This is a genomic window from Collimonas sp. OK607, from assembly GCF_900111995.1.
Lineage (GTDB): Bacteria > Pseudomonadota > Gammaproteobacteria > Burkholderiales > Burkholderiaceae_D > Collimonas.
Window position 1 is genome coordinate 143,361 of record NZ_FOKF01000002.1, and the last position, 16,043, is coordinate 159,403.

Below are 16,043 nucleotides of genomic sequence, written 5' to 3' on the forward strand. Positions count from 1 at the left end.
TGGCGCTGCAAGACAATTGCAGCGCCGTTTTGTACTGTGAAAGCAGATGAAAACCGGGCCAGAGAAATCGGGCCCGAGTGCGGTTGCTGATTGGCAAGTTTCGACGCTTCCTGATGCAACCGATTTCGCCGCTGGCGCTCGCCCCGGCATTCCGACACTTCCCGCGTTTCAAGCAATTCACCGGCTGGGATATATTTCTGGCTAGATTGTGCTAGCGGTTGGCGCCTCATCCGCTGTCAGCCACCATGCATCGCAGATTGCGGTTCCCGGTAGGTGCCAAAATGAAATCATCGCTATGCTACACTGTGATGACATACTCTCATCGAGCGCGGCCTAAAGTAAGTCTGGCATAGCAGTTTTGTCATGCTTCTAAATGGCAGCCTGCTGGTCGCTACATGATGCTCGCTCGGCTCGGTAGGGTGTCCGATTCACCGGGGAAATCGTAATTACGGGCCCTAACTGGTTCTGCTGATATGGAAAATACACTCGTCCGGCTGACGATTTCGCAATCTGAGCTCTTTGCCAATTGGCCAGACGCAGCTATCTTGAGGCTCGTCCAGGCTGCCGACGCCATTACGGTTGAAGAAAACACCGTTATTCATCAGACGGGCGACGCACCGACCTACCTATATTTGCTTGCGACAGGCTCGATGCATCTGGTAAGGAAAATGCCATCCGGGCGCAACTTTACAGCTGGAATCCATCTCGCCGGGGAGTTCCACGGTATTGGGCCAGTGATTACCCGGTCGCCCCATATCTATACGGCGGAATGCAGGGAGAAAACCGTACTGGTTCGAATCCCTGGCGACCTGCTGCGTGACATGCTTAGCCATGACGGGACTTTTGCGTACTCTTTAATGAGCGCCATGGTTAATCGGCATCGCGGTGCGCTGAATAGATATGAAGGGGCTGCAGTCCTCTCGACCCGTGCAAGGGTGGCAACCCTTCTCAACTCCATTTATACGAGAAGCGCTCGTTGCGGTCGCGTATCTTCGATCAACCTGTCCCAAGAGGAAATTGCAACGATGCTTGGCACGCGCCGCCAGGTTGTCAATAGAGTTTTACGGGAGATGGAATCGGAGGGTGCGGTTCAAGTTCTATATGGACGAATTGTAATCAGTGACATCGGTAAGCTTGAACAGATGGCAGAGCAACTCGAATAATGTTTGTATGCCACGAACGCTGAATGTCGCTCTTGCCGTATCCCTGATATCACACCAGCCAAGGTTAAACCAATAACACCAGCGCACCGCGCAGCGGATGATTCCTGCCGGCAAGCGGTAGCCATGACAGAGAGATGTCGTCTCTCTCTCGTTTCATCTCATCTCGTGCCCTTACCAGATTGCCTCTCTCAACGTGACAGTCGCCCTTCAGGCGGCTGCGCTCACGATTCGAACGCCTCGCTTTCATCCGCGAAGCGTTGGTGAAAATCGCCGGCCGCACCATTTTCTGGCGGCAACTTCAACCTTCATTGTCTCTTGACTCTACTTGCCATTGAGGGGCAGGGAAGGCCGCCAGCCGCAAACCACCATTTGCGTTCTCCGTTCCCTTTGTCGAATGCAACAAACCGTACAAAGTGTCGGATCACGTGCTCGCCTTGTAGATTTGGAACACTCACAATGAAAGCGTCCCAATCAAAGTAAAAAAGGCTCGAAATGCAAGAAGAGAGTTTTAGGCTTGGTCGATACCAAGTAGGCGATCAAATTCTGATCGGCCAAATCGAGGGCGATTTTATCAAGGTGGTTTGCGAGCGAGACGAGCTGAATCAGGCCCTGGAAGCGGCCGTACCTGCGAATCCCGATGCAAGAAAAATCGCGCTGTCAGATGTAGTCATGCTGCCGCCCGTTGATCCGCATGCCAGAATTTTTGCGGTTGCTGTCAACTACCACGCCCATGGCGCTGAAGCGAGCGCAAAGCCGCCGGAGAGACCTTTGGCGTTTTACAAGGCGCCGACAAATTTTGTTGGCCACGAGGGTGTGTTGAATCCGGATCGGAAGTTGACATCTCGCTTCGATTACGAAGGCGAAATCGGGGTGGTGATCGGTAAGCGTTGCAAATCGGTATCGGTGGCGGATGCACTGGATTATGTTGTCGGCGTTTGCGCGCTCAACGACGGTTCCGCCCGAGATCTCACGCGGGTTCCTGCCGGGCAGGGCTGGTGGCCAGACTGGACCGCCGCAAAGGGCTTGGATGAAGCCTCGGCGCTGGGGCCTGCAATCACGTGCGGGGCGCAAGTCGTGGATGCGGTGCGTAAGCGAAGCCTGAACATCACGACGCGACTGAACGGCGAGGTGGTTCAGGATTGCAGCATGAAGGAAATGATTTTTTCGACAGAAGAAATCATCGCGACCCTATCTTCGTACATGGTATTGCTGCCGGGCGACATTATTGCCACCGGCACACCAGCTGGTGTCGGCATCGCCCGTAATCGCTTTCTGATTAGTGGTGACGACTTGTCGGTCGAAGTAAGTGGGCTTGATATTTTACGTGTAAAGGTGGCTTAATCATGAGTACAGTACCAATCAAAATGCACGGCCAATTGGCTGAAAAAATGATGCAGCTGTCGGAAACGTCGGTAGGTACGCCGATGGGAGAACTCTTGCGGCGGTTCTGGCATCCTATCGCGATTTCTGCAGATGTTGCGCCAGGGAAAGCCAAAAAAGTACGCCTGCTGAGCGAAGATCTGACGCTTTACCGCAGCGAGAGCGGGAATGCCCATCTGGTTGCCGGGCGTTGCGCTCACCGCTTGACCATGCTGCATACGGGCTGGATCGAGGGTGAAGAAATCCGCTGCATGTATCACGGCTGGAAATTCGACGGTGAAGGAAAATGTGTTGAGCGCCCAGCGGAAAAAAATTGCCGCGAAACGAACATCCGGATTGCCGCTTATCCTGTTCATGAGTACAGCGGACTAGTATTCGCGTACCTGGGCGAAGGTGAGCCGCCCGAATTCGATCTCCCGCGTAATTCAGCGTTCGAGCGCGAGGATGTCATGTTGTTTCAGCGCAAGCAGATATGGCCTTGCAGCTGGCTGCAAAATGTCGAGAATTCACTCGATGCTGCCCATGTGAGCTTCGCGCATGTGATGGGTCGGGTCGGTGAATTCGGCAACGCCATTACCACAGAGGTTCCAGACCTGGCGTATCAGGAAACCGAGGCCGGCATATGCCAAACGGCAACCCGCCGTGCAAGCGCGCAAGTACGGGTGAGCGACTGGACTTTCCCTTCCGAGAACCACGTGACGATGCCGGGGATTAGCCCGGGAGATCCTTGGATCGAAGTCTCCAACTGGATGGTGCCGATCGACGATACACATGTGATGCGAACCTCGCTCTACGCGGTGCCTCTTTCTACCCCTGAGTCGGACGAGCGCATCTCGGCCTACTTCAAGGATGTCGGCGACTACAACGCCGCCGACTACCATGACGAATTGTTCGCGGGCGAATATCCGGTTGATCCGTTGATTCGTTTGACCGCGGCACAGGACTATGTTGTTTTGGTCGGTCAGGGTGCAATTGCAGATCGCGTGAACGAGAAGCTCGGCTCATCGGATTTGGGCATCGCAACGTTGCGCCGGATCCTCTGGCGCGAGCTTGATGCCATGCGTGCTGGCATGCCGACGAAAGCATGGCGACGGCTGGAGCGTTCGTCCCAGCTGTTCGTCAAAGGCGACATGGTTAAGTAAAACTGCTTCCCGAAGTAAGGGGATGAGGCCTCGGCTTGTTGCCGAGGCCTGGTCTGCACGTTCGCCATGAGCGTGTGGCTATGACGGGACTGTGGCGCACGATTGCTGCGCCGCTGTTCATTTTGTATTGCCGGTCTGTAATTTCTCCCACGCCGCTGATGGGCGTTGCTCAACGCGTCACGCGCAATCTTGCCCGCCTCACCCTTCCTCCTTCCCTCCGTCTCCCAATACGATCTGCGCCAGAGAGGCATTCCGCGGAAATTCTGCTGGTGTGAATTGACATCATCGCGACAAAGGATGCATGTCGGCGCTCGCCGTGCACCGGTCATGGCGCGACAATTATACGTACGAGGTGAGGAGCGGTTGATATCGCTCTGCGTTATCAAACTAAACCTCCTGAATCAGATTAATCCACGTAGCCGGTATCGATTCCCGATGATTTGCGTGAAGTACGATAACCATATCAGGCCGATGCCCAACGTGATTGGACAAAAAATAAAATTTGGAGATAACGATGCGAACAATTAAAGCAAGGGTACATGCGATTGAGTTTCTGGCAGAGGATATTCTCGGCATTGACCTGAGACCAATCGATGGTGCAGAGTGGCCCGTGGCGATTGCCGGATCCCACATTGACCTGCATCTTCCCGGCAACATGATACGCAGCTACTCGTTGGTCAATGCACAAGGTGAGAAGCATCGCTACGTCATTTCAGTGAGCCGTGATGCCAATAGCCGGGGCGGATCGAAATATCTGCATGAGGTGCTGCGGGTTGGTAACGTCCTCACCATTTCAGAGCCGCGCAACAGCTTCCCCCTGAAGGAATCTGCGTCGCATACCATTTTCATTGCCGGCGGCATTGGCATCACGCCGTTATGGAGCATGGCGCAGCGCCTGTCGCAGATCGGCGCCCCCTGGACGATTTACTATTCCGCGCAAGCTCCGGAGCGTGCGGCGTACGTAGAGCAGCTGTCGTCACTCGCCTCTGAGGCCGGTGGCACGATCCATCTCAATTTCGACGGTGGACAGAGAGACAGAATGCTCAACCTTCAGCGAATTGTCGATTCCAGTCCGCGTGATGCAGACCTGTATTGCTGCGGACCAATCCCGATGTTGCGCGCTTTCGAAGCAGCTTGCGAAGGGCGTAATCCCGACACGGTGCATCGGGAATATTTTGCTGCGCCAGTGTCAGCATCAGCACCGGCGGGAGAGGGTAGCGCAGAAGAGTTCATTGTCGTCTTATCAAAATCCAACAAGACAGTGAAGGTTGGACCGACAACCACGATTCTGGATGCGGTGCTGAATGCCGGCGTAGAGGTGTCTTACTCATGCATGGCCGGTATCTGTCGGGCTTGTGAAACAAACGTGCTTGGCGGACTTCCTGATCACCAAGATCTGGTACTTAGCGATAGTGAGCGCGAATGCGGAGCGACGATGATGATTTGTTGTTCGCGGGCAAAAACTGCGGAATTGATCCTCGATTTGTGAGAGCGCGATGCTAGTCGAGTCACTAAACCGTAACAATCCGGACAATCAAACGCACTAGATCCTCGCAATGCTGGCGGACGGTAGCGATACTAGTACCTACCGACATAGATAACGCCGAGTAGCGCGGTCGCTTGACAAACGCCAGACCTGGCGCACACGGCGACTACACCCGAAGTCGGCGAATCGAACATAACTTAGAAAGAAACCACGATGGACTCAACCTATCCGCGTATCGGACTGCATATCGACGGCGAATGGCTCTACGACCGCCCCGCCTATACCGAGGTCGTCAATCCGAGCAACGAGGCTACCCTCGGTAGCGTACCTGGCGCTACGCCAGCGGATCTCGAGCGCGCACTCGCCGCCGCGGAGCGTGGCTTCCGCGTCTGGCGCGATACACCGCCGCTGCAACGGGCGCAGTTACTGTTGCGCACTTGCGCGCTGGTGCGCGAGCGTGCAGAGTCGATCGCTCAGATCCTTACGCAAGAACAAGGCAAGCCGATCGCTGACGCCCGCAACGAAGTGGCGCGCGCCACCGCCTTTCTCGAATGGGATGCAGCGGAGGCGCAGCGCCTCTACGGCAGCATCGTTCCTGCCGGGCCGCAGATGCAGCAAATGATCCTGCGGTTGCCGGTCGGCCCTGTGGCAGCCTTCACCCCGTGGAACGTTCCGGTCGGCTCCCCTGCGCGCAAGATCAGCGGTGCGCTCGCCGCAGGTTGTTCGGTGATAATCAAAGCCGCCGAGGAAACCCCGGGCACCGCTTGCGCCTTCGTGCAATGTTTCATTGATGCCGGCCTGCCGCCTGGCGTGCTCAATCTCGTTTTCGGTAATCCGTCCCTGATATCTTCGACGCTCATCGCTTCGCCAGTCATCCGCATGGTGACCTTCACAGGATCTGTGGCGGTCGGCAAGCACCTGACCCAGCTCGCTGCTGCGGCCATGAAGCCGGTGCTGATGGAACTGGGCGGCCATGCGCCGGTGCTGATCGGCGCCGACGTCGATGCGGCGGCGCTGGGCAAGCTCGCGGGCAGCGCCAAGATGCGCCTGGCGGGCCAGTTCTGCGCCTCGCCAACGCGCTTCATCGTGCACCAGAAGTCCTACGCCGCCTTCGTCGATGCATTCGCCAAGGCCGCCAGCGAAGTACGCGTGGGCGACGGTTTCGAGCCGGGTGTGCAGATGGGGCCGCTGCTCAACGGCAAGCGTCTCGCGGCGATCGATGAGTTGGTGCAGGACGCCAAGGTCTGCGGCGCACGCGTCGCGGCCGGCGGTCAGCGCATCGGCGAACGCGGGTTCTTCTATGCGCTGACCGTGCTGGCCGACGTGCCGGCGCACGCCAAGGCGATGACCACCGAACCATTCGGCCCGATGGCGCTGTGCGTGCAGGTTGCCGACCTGGACGAAGGCATAACGCTCGCCAACAGCCTGTCCGTGGGACTCGCCGGCTATGCCTTCACCAATTCGCTTGAAGAGGCGGAGCGCTTCACGCGCGAACTGGAGTGTGGTGCGCTGTCGATCAATCACTTCGGCATGGGCGGCGCCGACACACCCTTCGGCGGTGTCAAGGAAAGCGGCATCGGACGCGAGGGCGGCGCGCAGAGTCTGGAGCCCTATACCACCACGAAGACAGTGCTGACACGGACCGCGCGAGTTTGACCGCAAGGGGCGGATGGCAGGAAAAAATCTTGCACCGCCCATGCTGATCATGTCAGCAATTTTGTGTGATGAATAACACGACGCTTAGAAAGAATATGTCTGCCACTGAAGAAGAAAGCAGCATCTAAGGCGTTAAAAGGAGATAAAAATGCAATTACAAGAGACCGCACTTCAAACGACTTTAAGCCTCCCCGAGATCAATCTCGCGGATCCCGACTTCTGGATGAGAGATGACTTCCATGGTGCGCTGGCGCTCTTACGTAAGGAACAGCCGATTTCGTGGCACGAGCATCCTGAGTCTGGCAAGGGCTTTTGGGCACTCCTTGACTACGAAGACATCGCCGAAGTTGACAAGGACTGGGAGAGGTTTTGCAGCAAACATGGTGTGCGTGTCTATAACGATGCCGGCACCAAGATCCGACCTGGCACAGGCGCGTTGATCGAACTCGATCCGCCCGACCATACCGTCAACCGCAAACGCGTGAGCAAGGCGTTTATGCCGCGCCAGGTGGGCAGGATGGAAGAGTATGTGCGGGAGCAGGCGCGCCGGCTGGTGTCGCAATTCTCCGATGGCCAGGAGATCGATTTTGTAAACGATCTGGCGGCCATTCTTCCTTTCGAGATCATCAGTGACCTGGTTGGCATCGACCCCGCAGACCGGCCGCGTTTGCTGGAGTTGTCGCAGATCGGTCGCTCCGAGCAGGAACTTGAATATGTCGGTAAACCCGAGATCCCGCAGCAAGCGGTCATGGAAATGCGCGAATACGGCATCAACCTCGCCGCAAAGCGTTTGCTCGACCCTAAGGAAGACTTGATTTCAGAACTGGCTCAGGTTCGGGTCGATGGCAAACAGCTCGATAAGGAAGAGTTGGGCGGCTATTTCGGCCTGATGATCGCTGCCGGCAGCGGCACGACGAAAGCCGCACTGTCGCACGGGATGCTGGCGTTCTCGCAGTTCCCGGAGCAGCGTCGCCTGTTCAACAGCGACCCTGTGCTGTACGAGAGGACGATGGCGGATGAGGTCATTCGCTGGGCGACGCCGATCAAGCATCAGGGGCGCGTTCTGACCCGCGACATTGAATTCAAAGGCGTCCAGATGAAGGAAGGGCAGAAGATCGGCATGTGGTTTATCGCGTCAAACCGTGATCCACGCCTGTTCAAGGATCCGTTCAATTTCGACATTACACGAGATCCAAATCAGCACCAGAGCTTCGGTGCAGGTGGACCGCATTTTTGCATGGGTGCGAACATCGCACGCCGTGAAATCTGGATGCTGTTTCAAGAATTGTTTGCTCGCTTTCCCAACGCGCAAGCCATTTCAGACCCTATTCGCGAACGGTCCCTGCAATCGAATGGCTTCAAACACTTGCAAGTGCGTCTTTCGCGTTGAATCTGGTTGGGAGGAATATCTGCAATGACCGATAAAAAATGGACCGTTACCGTCGATGCCCAGAGCGGGCGCTAAGACTACAGCCGCGCGATGACGCGGAGTAATTACCTTCATGGAAGAGGAATATTATGCCTAACGTGATTTTTATAGATGCCAACGGCAAGTCGAAAACCGTCGATTGCATGGTTGGAACCAGCCTGATGAAGTCCGCGCAGCTCCACGGGGTCTCAGGTATCTACGCCGAATGTGGTGGACAGAAGATGTGCGCGACATGCCACGTCTACATTGCCGATGAGTTTCTCGATACGCTGCCGGAAATCTCTGCCGATGAAGACGAGATGCTCGACGCGACGGCATCCGACCGCTTGCACAACAGCCGGTTGTCGTGCTCGATCATCATCAAGCCGGAGCACGAGAACCTGGTCGTTCATCTTCCGAAGTTGCAGCGATGAGCGCCGTCATTATCGTCGGAGGTGGGCATGGTGGCGTCGACGTCGCATTCGGCTTGCGCGAGCGTGGTTACACAGGGAGCATCACTGTGCTGGACAAAAGCGGCTTTGTCCCATACGAGCGTCCGCCCATGTCCAAATCATGGATCAACGGCTCCGGCGGTCCGGAAGAGCTGACGTTACGTGGCCATGATGCTTTCTCAGGCGCCAATATCGAGCTGATGCTTAACTGCGAGGTGTTGAGCATCAACCGGGATCGCAAGGTCGTGGAGACCAGCAATGGGAGTCTCGACTATTCGACGCTGGTGCTGGCTCTCGGATCGAGTCCGCGGCAACTCCGGCTGTCGGGCGCCGCGCTGGCTGGCATGCATCACCTGCACACGCTCGAGCAAGCCACCGCACTCAGGGACGACCTTGCATCCGCCACCAGTGTGGGCGTCATCGGCGCCGGTTTCATCGGGCTGGAATTCGCATCATCGGCCGCAAAACGCGGGTTGCCCGTGACGGTCATGGAGACTGCGGGACGAGCGATGCCCCGAACCGCGAGTGAATTCACGTCAGGCTACATGCGCGCCCGGCACGAGGAGGGGGGCACGAATTTCCGTTTCAACGCCACTGTTCAGGAAATAACCGGTCAATCAGGCCGCGTCGGGCGGGTCAACCTGTCGGATGGAACCTACGTCGAGGCCGATCTTGTGGTGCAGGGTGTGGGCGCTATCGCAAATGGCGGATGGGTGACAGATTTCGGTCTCGATTTTGACAACGGTATCGTCGTGGACGGGACCTTGCGCACCAAGGACCCGGATATCTTCGCGATCGGCGACTGCGCGCGCTTCCTGGATGATGAAGGAGGGGGTACGCGGCTGGAATCCATCGGCAATGCCGCCGATCATGCGCGGCGAGTAGCCGCAACCATTGCAGGTATTCCAGTGCCCGCACCTGATGTGCCATGGTTCTGGACCCAGCAAGCCGGCGTTCGGCTGCAGATGGCCGGCCGCATCGACCGCGTGGAGGAATGGTTGCTTACCGGTGCCGTTGACTCGAACTCGTTTAGCGTGCTTGGCTGGCGCAACAACAAGCTGGTGTATGGCGAATCTATCAACAGTCCAGGCGAGCACGTCACCATCCGTAAACTCCTTGCTGAGAATACGGCCCCGACATTGTCGCAATTACGGCCGGTCGCTGAAATGGGCTTGAAGGCTGCCATCAAGTCCCTGGCATAATTTCGATCGGCTCTGAAAAGATCGGGCAAGTCTTCTTCGTCATGCCTTCCAACTGAGAATGGAAGTCATGGCGAAGCTCCATTTTGGCGGCGAACTGCCTCTCCAACGTTACAACTCCCTCCAGACGCTTGCGCTTGCGATTCGAACGTCTCGCTTTCATCCACGACGCTTTCATGACAACCCCCATCTGAATCATTTTCTCGCGGCAACTTTAACCGTCATTGTGTTAGTGTTTCTTTACGACGCAAGGTATTGGCGGCGACTCGAAGTGCAACAAAAGAGACAGTGTCACGCCGATTTCTTATAGCCATGGTTCTTACGGGGGATATCATTAAATTGACAGCCGAAGCAGCCCTGATGCCATAAGTCTTGGCAAGATAAATCGGTTGCAAAAAACGCTCGTAAATGAGCTGTACTGATTGAGATTTTCTCATCAACACTATGGCGACCATAGTGTCTCGGTTGGTAGCGATTCAAACTATAAGAAACTATAAAAATCTATAAGATACGGAGACAGACGTTAATGCAAAAAGAGCTTTTCAAGGTGATTTGGGGCGTGCTGCTGAGCACCTGCGCCAAATGGAATGTATTCGCGCAAGCTGAGCAATATCCGGATACCGGACAACGCACGAATAGACAGGCACGCGCGGGTTGGCGCGTTCAAGGCCAATCCACGTCCGTCATCTGGAGTGTAGTGCCAGTCGCTTAAAGCGTTGGAGCATGACAGGGCCCAAGCGGCCTCCATGGTATGTGAATTGCGCTCGTTTGCCGTCCTGGAAACGCTACGCTTTCCGTAAGCATTGGAAGCCGTCTGTATCGGCCATCGCTCCTTTGAATCGAATCTTTACTTAACAGTCAATTAGGATTACATGCACACTTCTCAATCATATGATTCGGTCGCGGCTGGCCATCTGCCTGACGAAATCGCGCGGACTTACCGCAAGGTGGCCCTTCGGATCATGCCGTTTCTGGTCCTTTGTTATTTCGTTTCCTACATCGACCGCGCGAATATCAGTTTCGCCAAACTCCAGTTCATGAGCGACCTCGGTTTTTCCGAAGCAGCCTACGGATTGGGAGCGGGGCTTTTCTTCATCGGCTATTCGCTGTTTGAGGTTCCGAGCAATATCATGATGCAGCGTGTCGGCGCGCGGCGCACGTTGCTGCGCATCATGGTTCTCTGGGGAATGACCTCAAGCGCGCTGATGTTCGTGAGCTCGCCGCTGCAATTCTACGTAATGCGCTTTCTCCTCGGCGCTGCAGAGGCTGGTTTTTTCCCGGGCGTCATGTTTTATTTAACCTATTGGTTTCCAGCTGCGCGTCGGGGACGAGCAACCGGTTTCTTCATGATGGGTGCCGCCGCTGCCGGTGTCATTGGCGGGCCTGTCTCCACCTGGATCATGGTCCACCTGGCCGGGTTGCATGGCCTGCATGGCTGGCAATGGTTGTTCCTGCTGGAAGGCGTACCTGCAGTCATTCTGGGCGTCGTCGCATTCTTTTTCCTCAGCGATCAACCACGGGATGCGAAATGGCTAACTGCGCGCGAAAAAGCCATTGTCCTCGGTGACCTGGCGGCAGAGGAAAAAGGAACAACCCGCAGCGGACACGGACTGGTTGAAGCATTAAAGAATCCCAAGGTCTACGTTGGAATCATTGTGTATTTTTGCATAGTGGTATCGTTCAACTCTATCGTACTTTGGGCGCCAACCATCATCCGCGAGGTCGGTGTGAAGGATTTGTTCAATGTCGGATTGTTGTCCAGCATAGTGTTTTTAGCTGGAGGGGCCGGTACCTATCTCATAGGCTATAGCTCTGATCGAAAAATGGAGCGACGCTGGCATTTCGCCGCGAGTTGCGCTGTCGTCGCCCTTTGCTTTGCACTTTTGCCGCTAGCGTCCCACAACACACCGATTGCCATTACGCTGCTTTCAGTCGCGGCGGCGGCATCCTACGGTACCTATACGGTGTTTTGGACAATTCCGGCAACTTTCCTTCCTGGAAACACTAAAGCTGGCGGTATTGCCCTGATTACCAGTGTGGGAGGATTAGCGGCATTTGTAAGCCCGACTTTGGTTGGCTGGATGAAGGCCAGCACGGGAAGCATTTATCTCGGATTAACGCTAATGGGTGGAATCACATTGATTGGCGCTCTTATTTTGCTGGTCGCAATTCCGGCAAACAAATCATCCAAAGGGACTGCGAGATAATTTTATCGCACGAGCTTTGGTGACCTTGTATCTGGTTGATTGCTCGCAAGGGTTTTGTCCCGATAAGACGATGGGGCGGCTAGCAGGGTTTCAAATGTCCGGTCTGTCGAAATAATTAAGACGCCCCCGGAAAAGGTTCCGGTCTGGAATATGTGCTGCTGGCTTGCCCGAATCTGGGCGCGGCGCTGGCGACCAGCCTAAGGCTGGCGCATATCGCCACGCTCATATTCCGGCGGCGCCCACAGGTGTTTCAGGCGCTGCTTCAAATTACCCGGCTGCGCCACGTCGTGCCACATCGCAATGAATTCGTGGAAGTTGAGGGTCAGCGGATTGTGGCTGTAGACCTGGCGCCTGATGCCGTAATCTACTGCTTCCTGTTCTTCCGCATAGGTCCCGAACAGACGGTCGAAAATGATCAGTACGCCGCCATAATTCTTGTCGATATAGCAGTCGTTGCGACCGTGATGCGCACGGTGGTTGCTGGGGGTGTCGAACAGATACTCCAGCATCGGATGCAGCTTGCCGACGCTCTCGGTGTGGATGAAGAACTGATACACCAGATCGCAGGCATACAAGATGAACACCACTGCCGGATGTACGCCCAGCAGCACCAGCGGCATGAAAAACAACCACCAGCCGGTGATCGGATAGAGCATCGACTGGCGCATGGCGGTTGTCATGTTCATATGCTCGCCGCTGTGGTGTACAACGTGGGCGGTCCAGAACCAGCGCACCCTATGGCTGCTGCGATGGAACCAGTAGTAGCAAAACTCGACGCCGACGAAAATCGGCAGCAGGGTCCAGCCGTTGATTGGAATCGTGAAGAAACGATGGTGCCAGAACCAGAAAATGGCGGCGCCGACGAATAGCACATGCACCGCCAGTTCGAACAGCTGGTAGCTGCTGCCGAGGGTGAGATTGGTCAGGATGTCTTTCCAGTAGAACTGCTGGCGGAACTGCTCGTGACCGCCGCGCTTGCGCATGACCTGCCATTCGATGGCAAAACCGATCAGGAACAATGGCGTCATGCCGATCAGCACCACCTGTTTCCACTCTATATGGGAACCGAAAGTGGTTTCCATCCAGGCAATCAGATCCATCATGATGTACCGCCTATGTGCTTTGTCGATGCAATGGATTCTAGTGCCCGGGAAGTTTAAAGGCTTGACCGCGACAGACAAATATTTGACACTTCTCGCCATGTGTCGAACCATAACGGAGCAGCCGGTGCGGGGTGTCGTTCCCAGCACCTACGTGCGATTGCTGTATGAGTATCTTGAGAGGCAGGGTGTGGCCGCAGCCGCCTTGCTAGGCGTAGCCGCGCCGGAAGCGGCCGACCGCGGCTTGCTGCGCTACCCGGTGGTGGCCTGGCGCACCTTGCTGCAACGCGCTGCCGAGCATCTGCGTGATCCCTTGCTCGGTCTGCATCTGGGCCAGACCATCACGCCGGCCCATTTCGGCGTGATGGGATATGTGCTGTTGGCTTGCCCGAATCTGGGCGCGGCGCTGGCGCGCACCTTGCAATACCAGCGCCTGCTGTATGACGTCAATCCGATGCGTACCACGATGGAGGGCAGTGATTTGCTGCTCGAATGGGGTGTCGACCAAGGCCGGCCCGGAGCGCTGGTTGATGAATGCGCCATCAGCGCATTAATGCAGTTGATGCACAACGCCACCGGCCGCCGTATCGTGGCGACAGAAATCTGCTTCGTGAATCCGTCGCCTGCCGACATCCAGCCTTATCGCGACTGGTTCGGCTGCCCGGTATTGTTCGGCCAGGCGGTTACCTCGATCCGCTTCCCGCGCGCGCTGCTGGCATTGCCGTTGCGGCAACCGGACACCGTTCTATTGAATGTATTGGAGAGACAGGCCGACGGCTTGCTGGCGCAATTACCGCCAAGCGACGATTTTGAACAGGCGGTGCGGCGCTGCATCGCCCGCCTGGTGCGCGAAGGCCAGCCGGAGCTGGAGATGGTGGCGAACGAGCTGCATGTTTCGACCCGCACTTTGCATCGCCGGCTGGCTGCCAGCGACATCAACTTCAGGGAATTGCGCGAGAGTATTCGCCAACACCTGGCCGAAGACTATCTGGCCGACCCGCGCCTGCAGCTGGCGGAAATCGCCCAGTTGCTGGGCTATTCCGAGCAGAGCGCATTTAGCCGTGCATTCCGCCGCTGGAGCGGACAGACGCCGTATGATTATCGGCAGCGCTTGCTCAGTTCAGGGTAGGCGCCTCTCCCACCCAGCCATCATCCGGTCACGCGAGTTCGCGAATGAGTTCTTCGGCCTGTGGCCATTCACCGTAGCCGGATGCCGGATTCAAATGTCCGACCGCACCAAGTTCGACGAAGCGGCTGCCCCAAGCCTTTGCCAGGTCACGGGCACGTTCGAGGCGTGTGAGAGGGTCGTTGCTGCTTGCCGCGACGATACTCGGAAACGGCAGCGCGACGCGCGGGATCGGCAGCCAGCCATGGTTGTCCAGAGTATCGGTGGTCGGGTAACCTTCCGGCATTGGCGTTTCCAGGTCCGCAGGCGCTGCCAGCAGCGCACCCTGGATCTCGCGGTTGGCGCGCAAGGCCGCCCAATGGGCAACCATCATCGTGCCCGCGCTATGTGCCACGATGATCACAGGTCCCTGAATGGAGGCCAAAGCGCGGTCGATCGCATCGACACGGGCTGTGCAGCTAAGCTTGTCGTGTTCGAGTGGGGCGACGCTATGCACGTTAGGCAGCTTCGCCGCCAGCAGGGTCTGCCAGTGTCCCGGCACATGTTCGCGCAAGCCTGGGACGATGAGAATGGTCGGTGTCGTAGATTGCATGTTGACCACTTGGTTAGTAGGGCAGGTCGCCGACGATTGCCGTGCGGTCCATCTTGCGGTGGCACGGCGGGTAATCCATCACTGCGTAGTGCTGAGTCGAACGGTTGTCCCAGAATGCGACACTGTTCTTCTTCCAACGAAAACGCACTTGGAATTCGGGGATGCAAGCTTGGCTGGTAAGGTAGTTGAGAAGACTACTGGAACCGGGCGCCTTGTCCTGGCCGAAGCGCACATTGGCTGGCGTATTGTAATTGGTGAAGTGTGTCGTGAAGCTTCCATTGACAAATAGGATCTTCTCTCCGGTTTCAGGATGGATACGCACTACCGGGTGCTCGGCGTCCGGGTACTGAGCCTTCAACGCAAGACGTTTTTCGATCGGCATCACTGCGCCGAAGCTGGGCTCGATGGCGTGGCGAGCGCGCAATGAGGCGATTTTCGTCTTGATATCCTCTGGCAGCTGGTTATAAGCCTCGACCATGTTGACCCACATCGTGTCGCCTCCCACCGGCGGGCATTCGACGCAGCGGAGCACGCACGCTGATGGGGGCTTGTCGCGCCAGGTGGCATCGGTGTGCCAGGAATTTTCGTTGCGTTCTCGAGGGCTCTCCGGGGTTTTGTAGATCTGAATCAGTCCCCGGTGATCGGGATGGCTGCCCACCACCGGATGATCCTCCAGCTCGCCGAAGCGACGCGCGAAGGCCACGTGCTCGGCGCACGTGATGTCCTGGTCGCGGAAAAATATCACGCGATGCTTTAGAAGCAACGCCCGGATCTCTGCCATCAGCGAGTCGTCCTCGGCTGCCGCTCCTATGTTAACGTTACTGAGCTCGGCGCCGATTGTGCAAGTGAGCGGCTCGACGCGGATCGAACTGCTTAGCGAAGTCGCGCGGACTACTGCGGGTGCGGCTTGAAGGTCTTGAGTCATGATGGCTTGTCTCCCATTTTAAATTGCCGGAATAGGTCGAGTATGACGGCGGAGGGGTGTCAATGCTTGATAATACATGACAGATATTTTGCATTTTGTGTCAATACCATATGCAGGTGCCGGCCCTTGTCCGTGCTGCGAACCTCGCGACCTGCGGCGAGGTCGAGTGTGTCGGGCGATTACTTCAGGCTTCTGCGTAACGTTGTG

The 16,043-nt window shown here is 56.6% G+C and carries 13 protein-coding genes; 10 read left to right on the forward strand and 3 right to left on the reverse strand.

Annotated elements, in window-relative coordinates:
* The first annotated feature begins 473 nt into the window (after positions 1-473).
* The 9 genes from BM029_RS02320 to BM029_RS02370 all read left to right on the forward strand — a co-directional run bounded on the left by BM029_RS02320 (position 474) and on the right by BM029_RS02370 (position 12,093).
* A complete protein-coding gene (locus BM029_RS02320; RefSeq protein ID WP_092432271.1) occupies positions 474-1,163 on the forward strand; it encodes a Crp/Fnr family transcriptional regulator in 690 nt (229 codons plus the stop codon).
* A 492-nt stretch (positions 1,164-1,655) separates the two neighbouring features.
* Positions 1,656-2,504, forward strand: a complete 849-nt coding sequence (locus BM029_RS02325; RefSeq protein WP_092432273.1) for a fumarylacetoacetate hydrolase family protein — start codon at positions 1,656-1,658, stop codon at positions 2,502-2,504.
* Positions 2,505-2,506: 2 nt separating this feature from the next.
* Positions 2,507-3,685, forward strand: coding sequence for a Rieske 2Fe-2S domain-containing protein (locus tag BM029_RS02330; RefSeq protein ID WP_244544867.1), 1,179 nt, complete (start codon positions 2,507-2,509; stop codon positions 3,683-3,685).
* A 514-nt stretch (positions 3,686-4,199) separates the two neighbouring features.
* Positions 4,200-5,174, forward strand: coding sequence for a PDR/VanB family oxidoreductase (locus BM029_RS02335; protein ID WP_170850955.1), 975 nt, complete (start codon positions 4,200-4,202; stop codon positions 5,172-5,174).
* A gap of 210 nt (positions 5,175-5,384) precedes the next feature.
* Positions 5,385-6,827, forward strand: coding sequence for an NAD-dependent succinate-semialdehyde dehydrogenase (locus BM029_RS02340; RefSeq protein WP_092432276.1), 1,443 nt, complete (start codon positions 5,385-5,387; stop codon positions 6,825-6,827).
* A 148-nt stretch (positions 6,828-6,975) separates the two neighbouring features.
* On the forward strand, positions 6,976-8,217 hold the full coding sequence (locus tag BM029_RS02345) for a cytochrome P450 (RefSeq protein WP_092432278.1): 1,242 nt from the start codon (positions 6,976-6,978) through the stop codon (positions 8,215-8,217).
* Between the two features lie 128 nt (positions 8,218-8,345).
* Positions 8,346-8,669, forward strand: a complete 324-nt coding sequence (locus BM029_RS02350) for a 2Fe-2S iron-sulfur cluster-binding protein (RefSeq protein ID WP_092432280.1) — start codon at positions 8,346-8,348, stop codon at positions 8,667-8,669.
* Positions 8,666-9,889 carry an NAD(P)/FAD-dependent oxidoreductase gene (locus BM029_RS02355; protein ID WP_092432283.1) on the forward strand — a complete coding sequence of 408 codons (1,224 nt, stop codon included), beginning with the start codon at positions 8,666-8,668 and terminating at the stop codon, positions 9,887-9,889. Before BM029_RS02350 ends, BM029_RS02355 begins: the two co-directional genes overlap by 4 nt.
* 869 nt (positions 9,890-10,758) lie before the next feature.
* The gene (locus BM029_RS02370) at positions 10,759-12,093 is read left to right on the forward strand and encodes an MFS transporter (protein WP_092432289.1); all 1,335 of its coding nucleotides are present in this window, start codon (positions 10,759-10,761) and stop codon (positions 12,091-12,093) included.
* Positions 12,094-12,290: 197 nt separating this feature from the next.
* Here BM029_RS02370 and BM029_RS02375 read toward each other — a convergent pair whose 3' ends face one another.
* On the reverse strand, positions 12,291-13,196 hold the full coding sequence (locus tag BM029_RS02375; protein ID WP_092432291.1) for a sterol desaturase family protein: 906 nt from the start codon (positions 13,194-13,196) through the stop codon (positions 12,291-12,293).
* A gap of 124 nt (positions 13,197-13,320) precedes the next feature.
* Between BM029_RS02375 and BM029_RS02380 the strand changes: the two genes are divergently transcribed.
* Positions 13,321-14,322, forward strand: coding sequence for an AraC family transcriptional regulator (locus BM029_RS02380; RefSeq protein ID WP_244544868.1), 1,002 nt, complete (start codon positions 13,321-13,323; stop codon positions 14,320-14,322).
* Between the two features lie 28 nt (positions 14,323-14,350).
* On the opposite strand, the gene BM029_RS02385 is transcribed toward BM029_RS02380, so the two are convergent.
* Positions 14,351-14,911: an RBBP9/YdeN family alpha/beta hydrolase gene (locus tag BM029_RS02385; protein ID WP_092432292.1), complete on the reverse strand. Its 561-nt coding sequence runs from the start codon at positions 14,909-14,911 to the stop codon at positions 14,351-14,353.
* A gap of 13 nt (positions 14,912-14,924) precedes the next feature.
* Positions 14,925-15,836, reverse strand: coding sequence for a TauD/TfdA dioxygenase family protein (locus BM029_RS02390; RefSeq protein WP_092432294.1), 912 nt, complete (start codon positions 15,834-15,836; stop codon positions 14,925-14,927).
* Between the last annotated feature and the right edge of the window lie 207 nt (positions 15,837-16,043).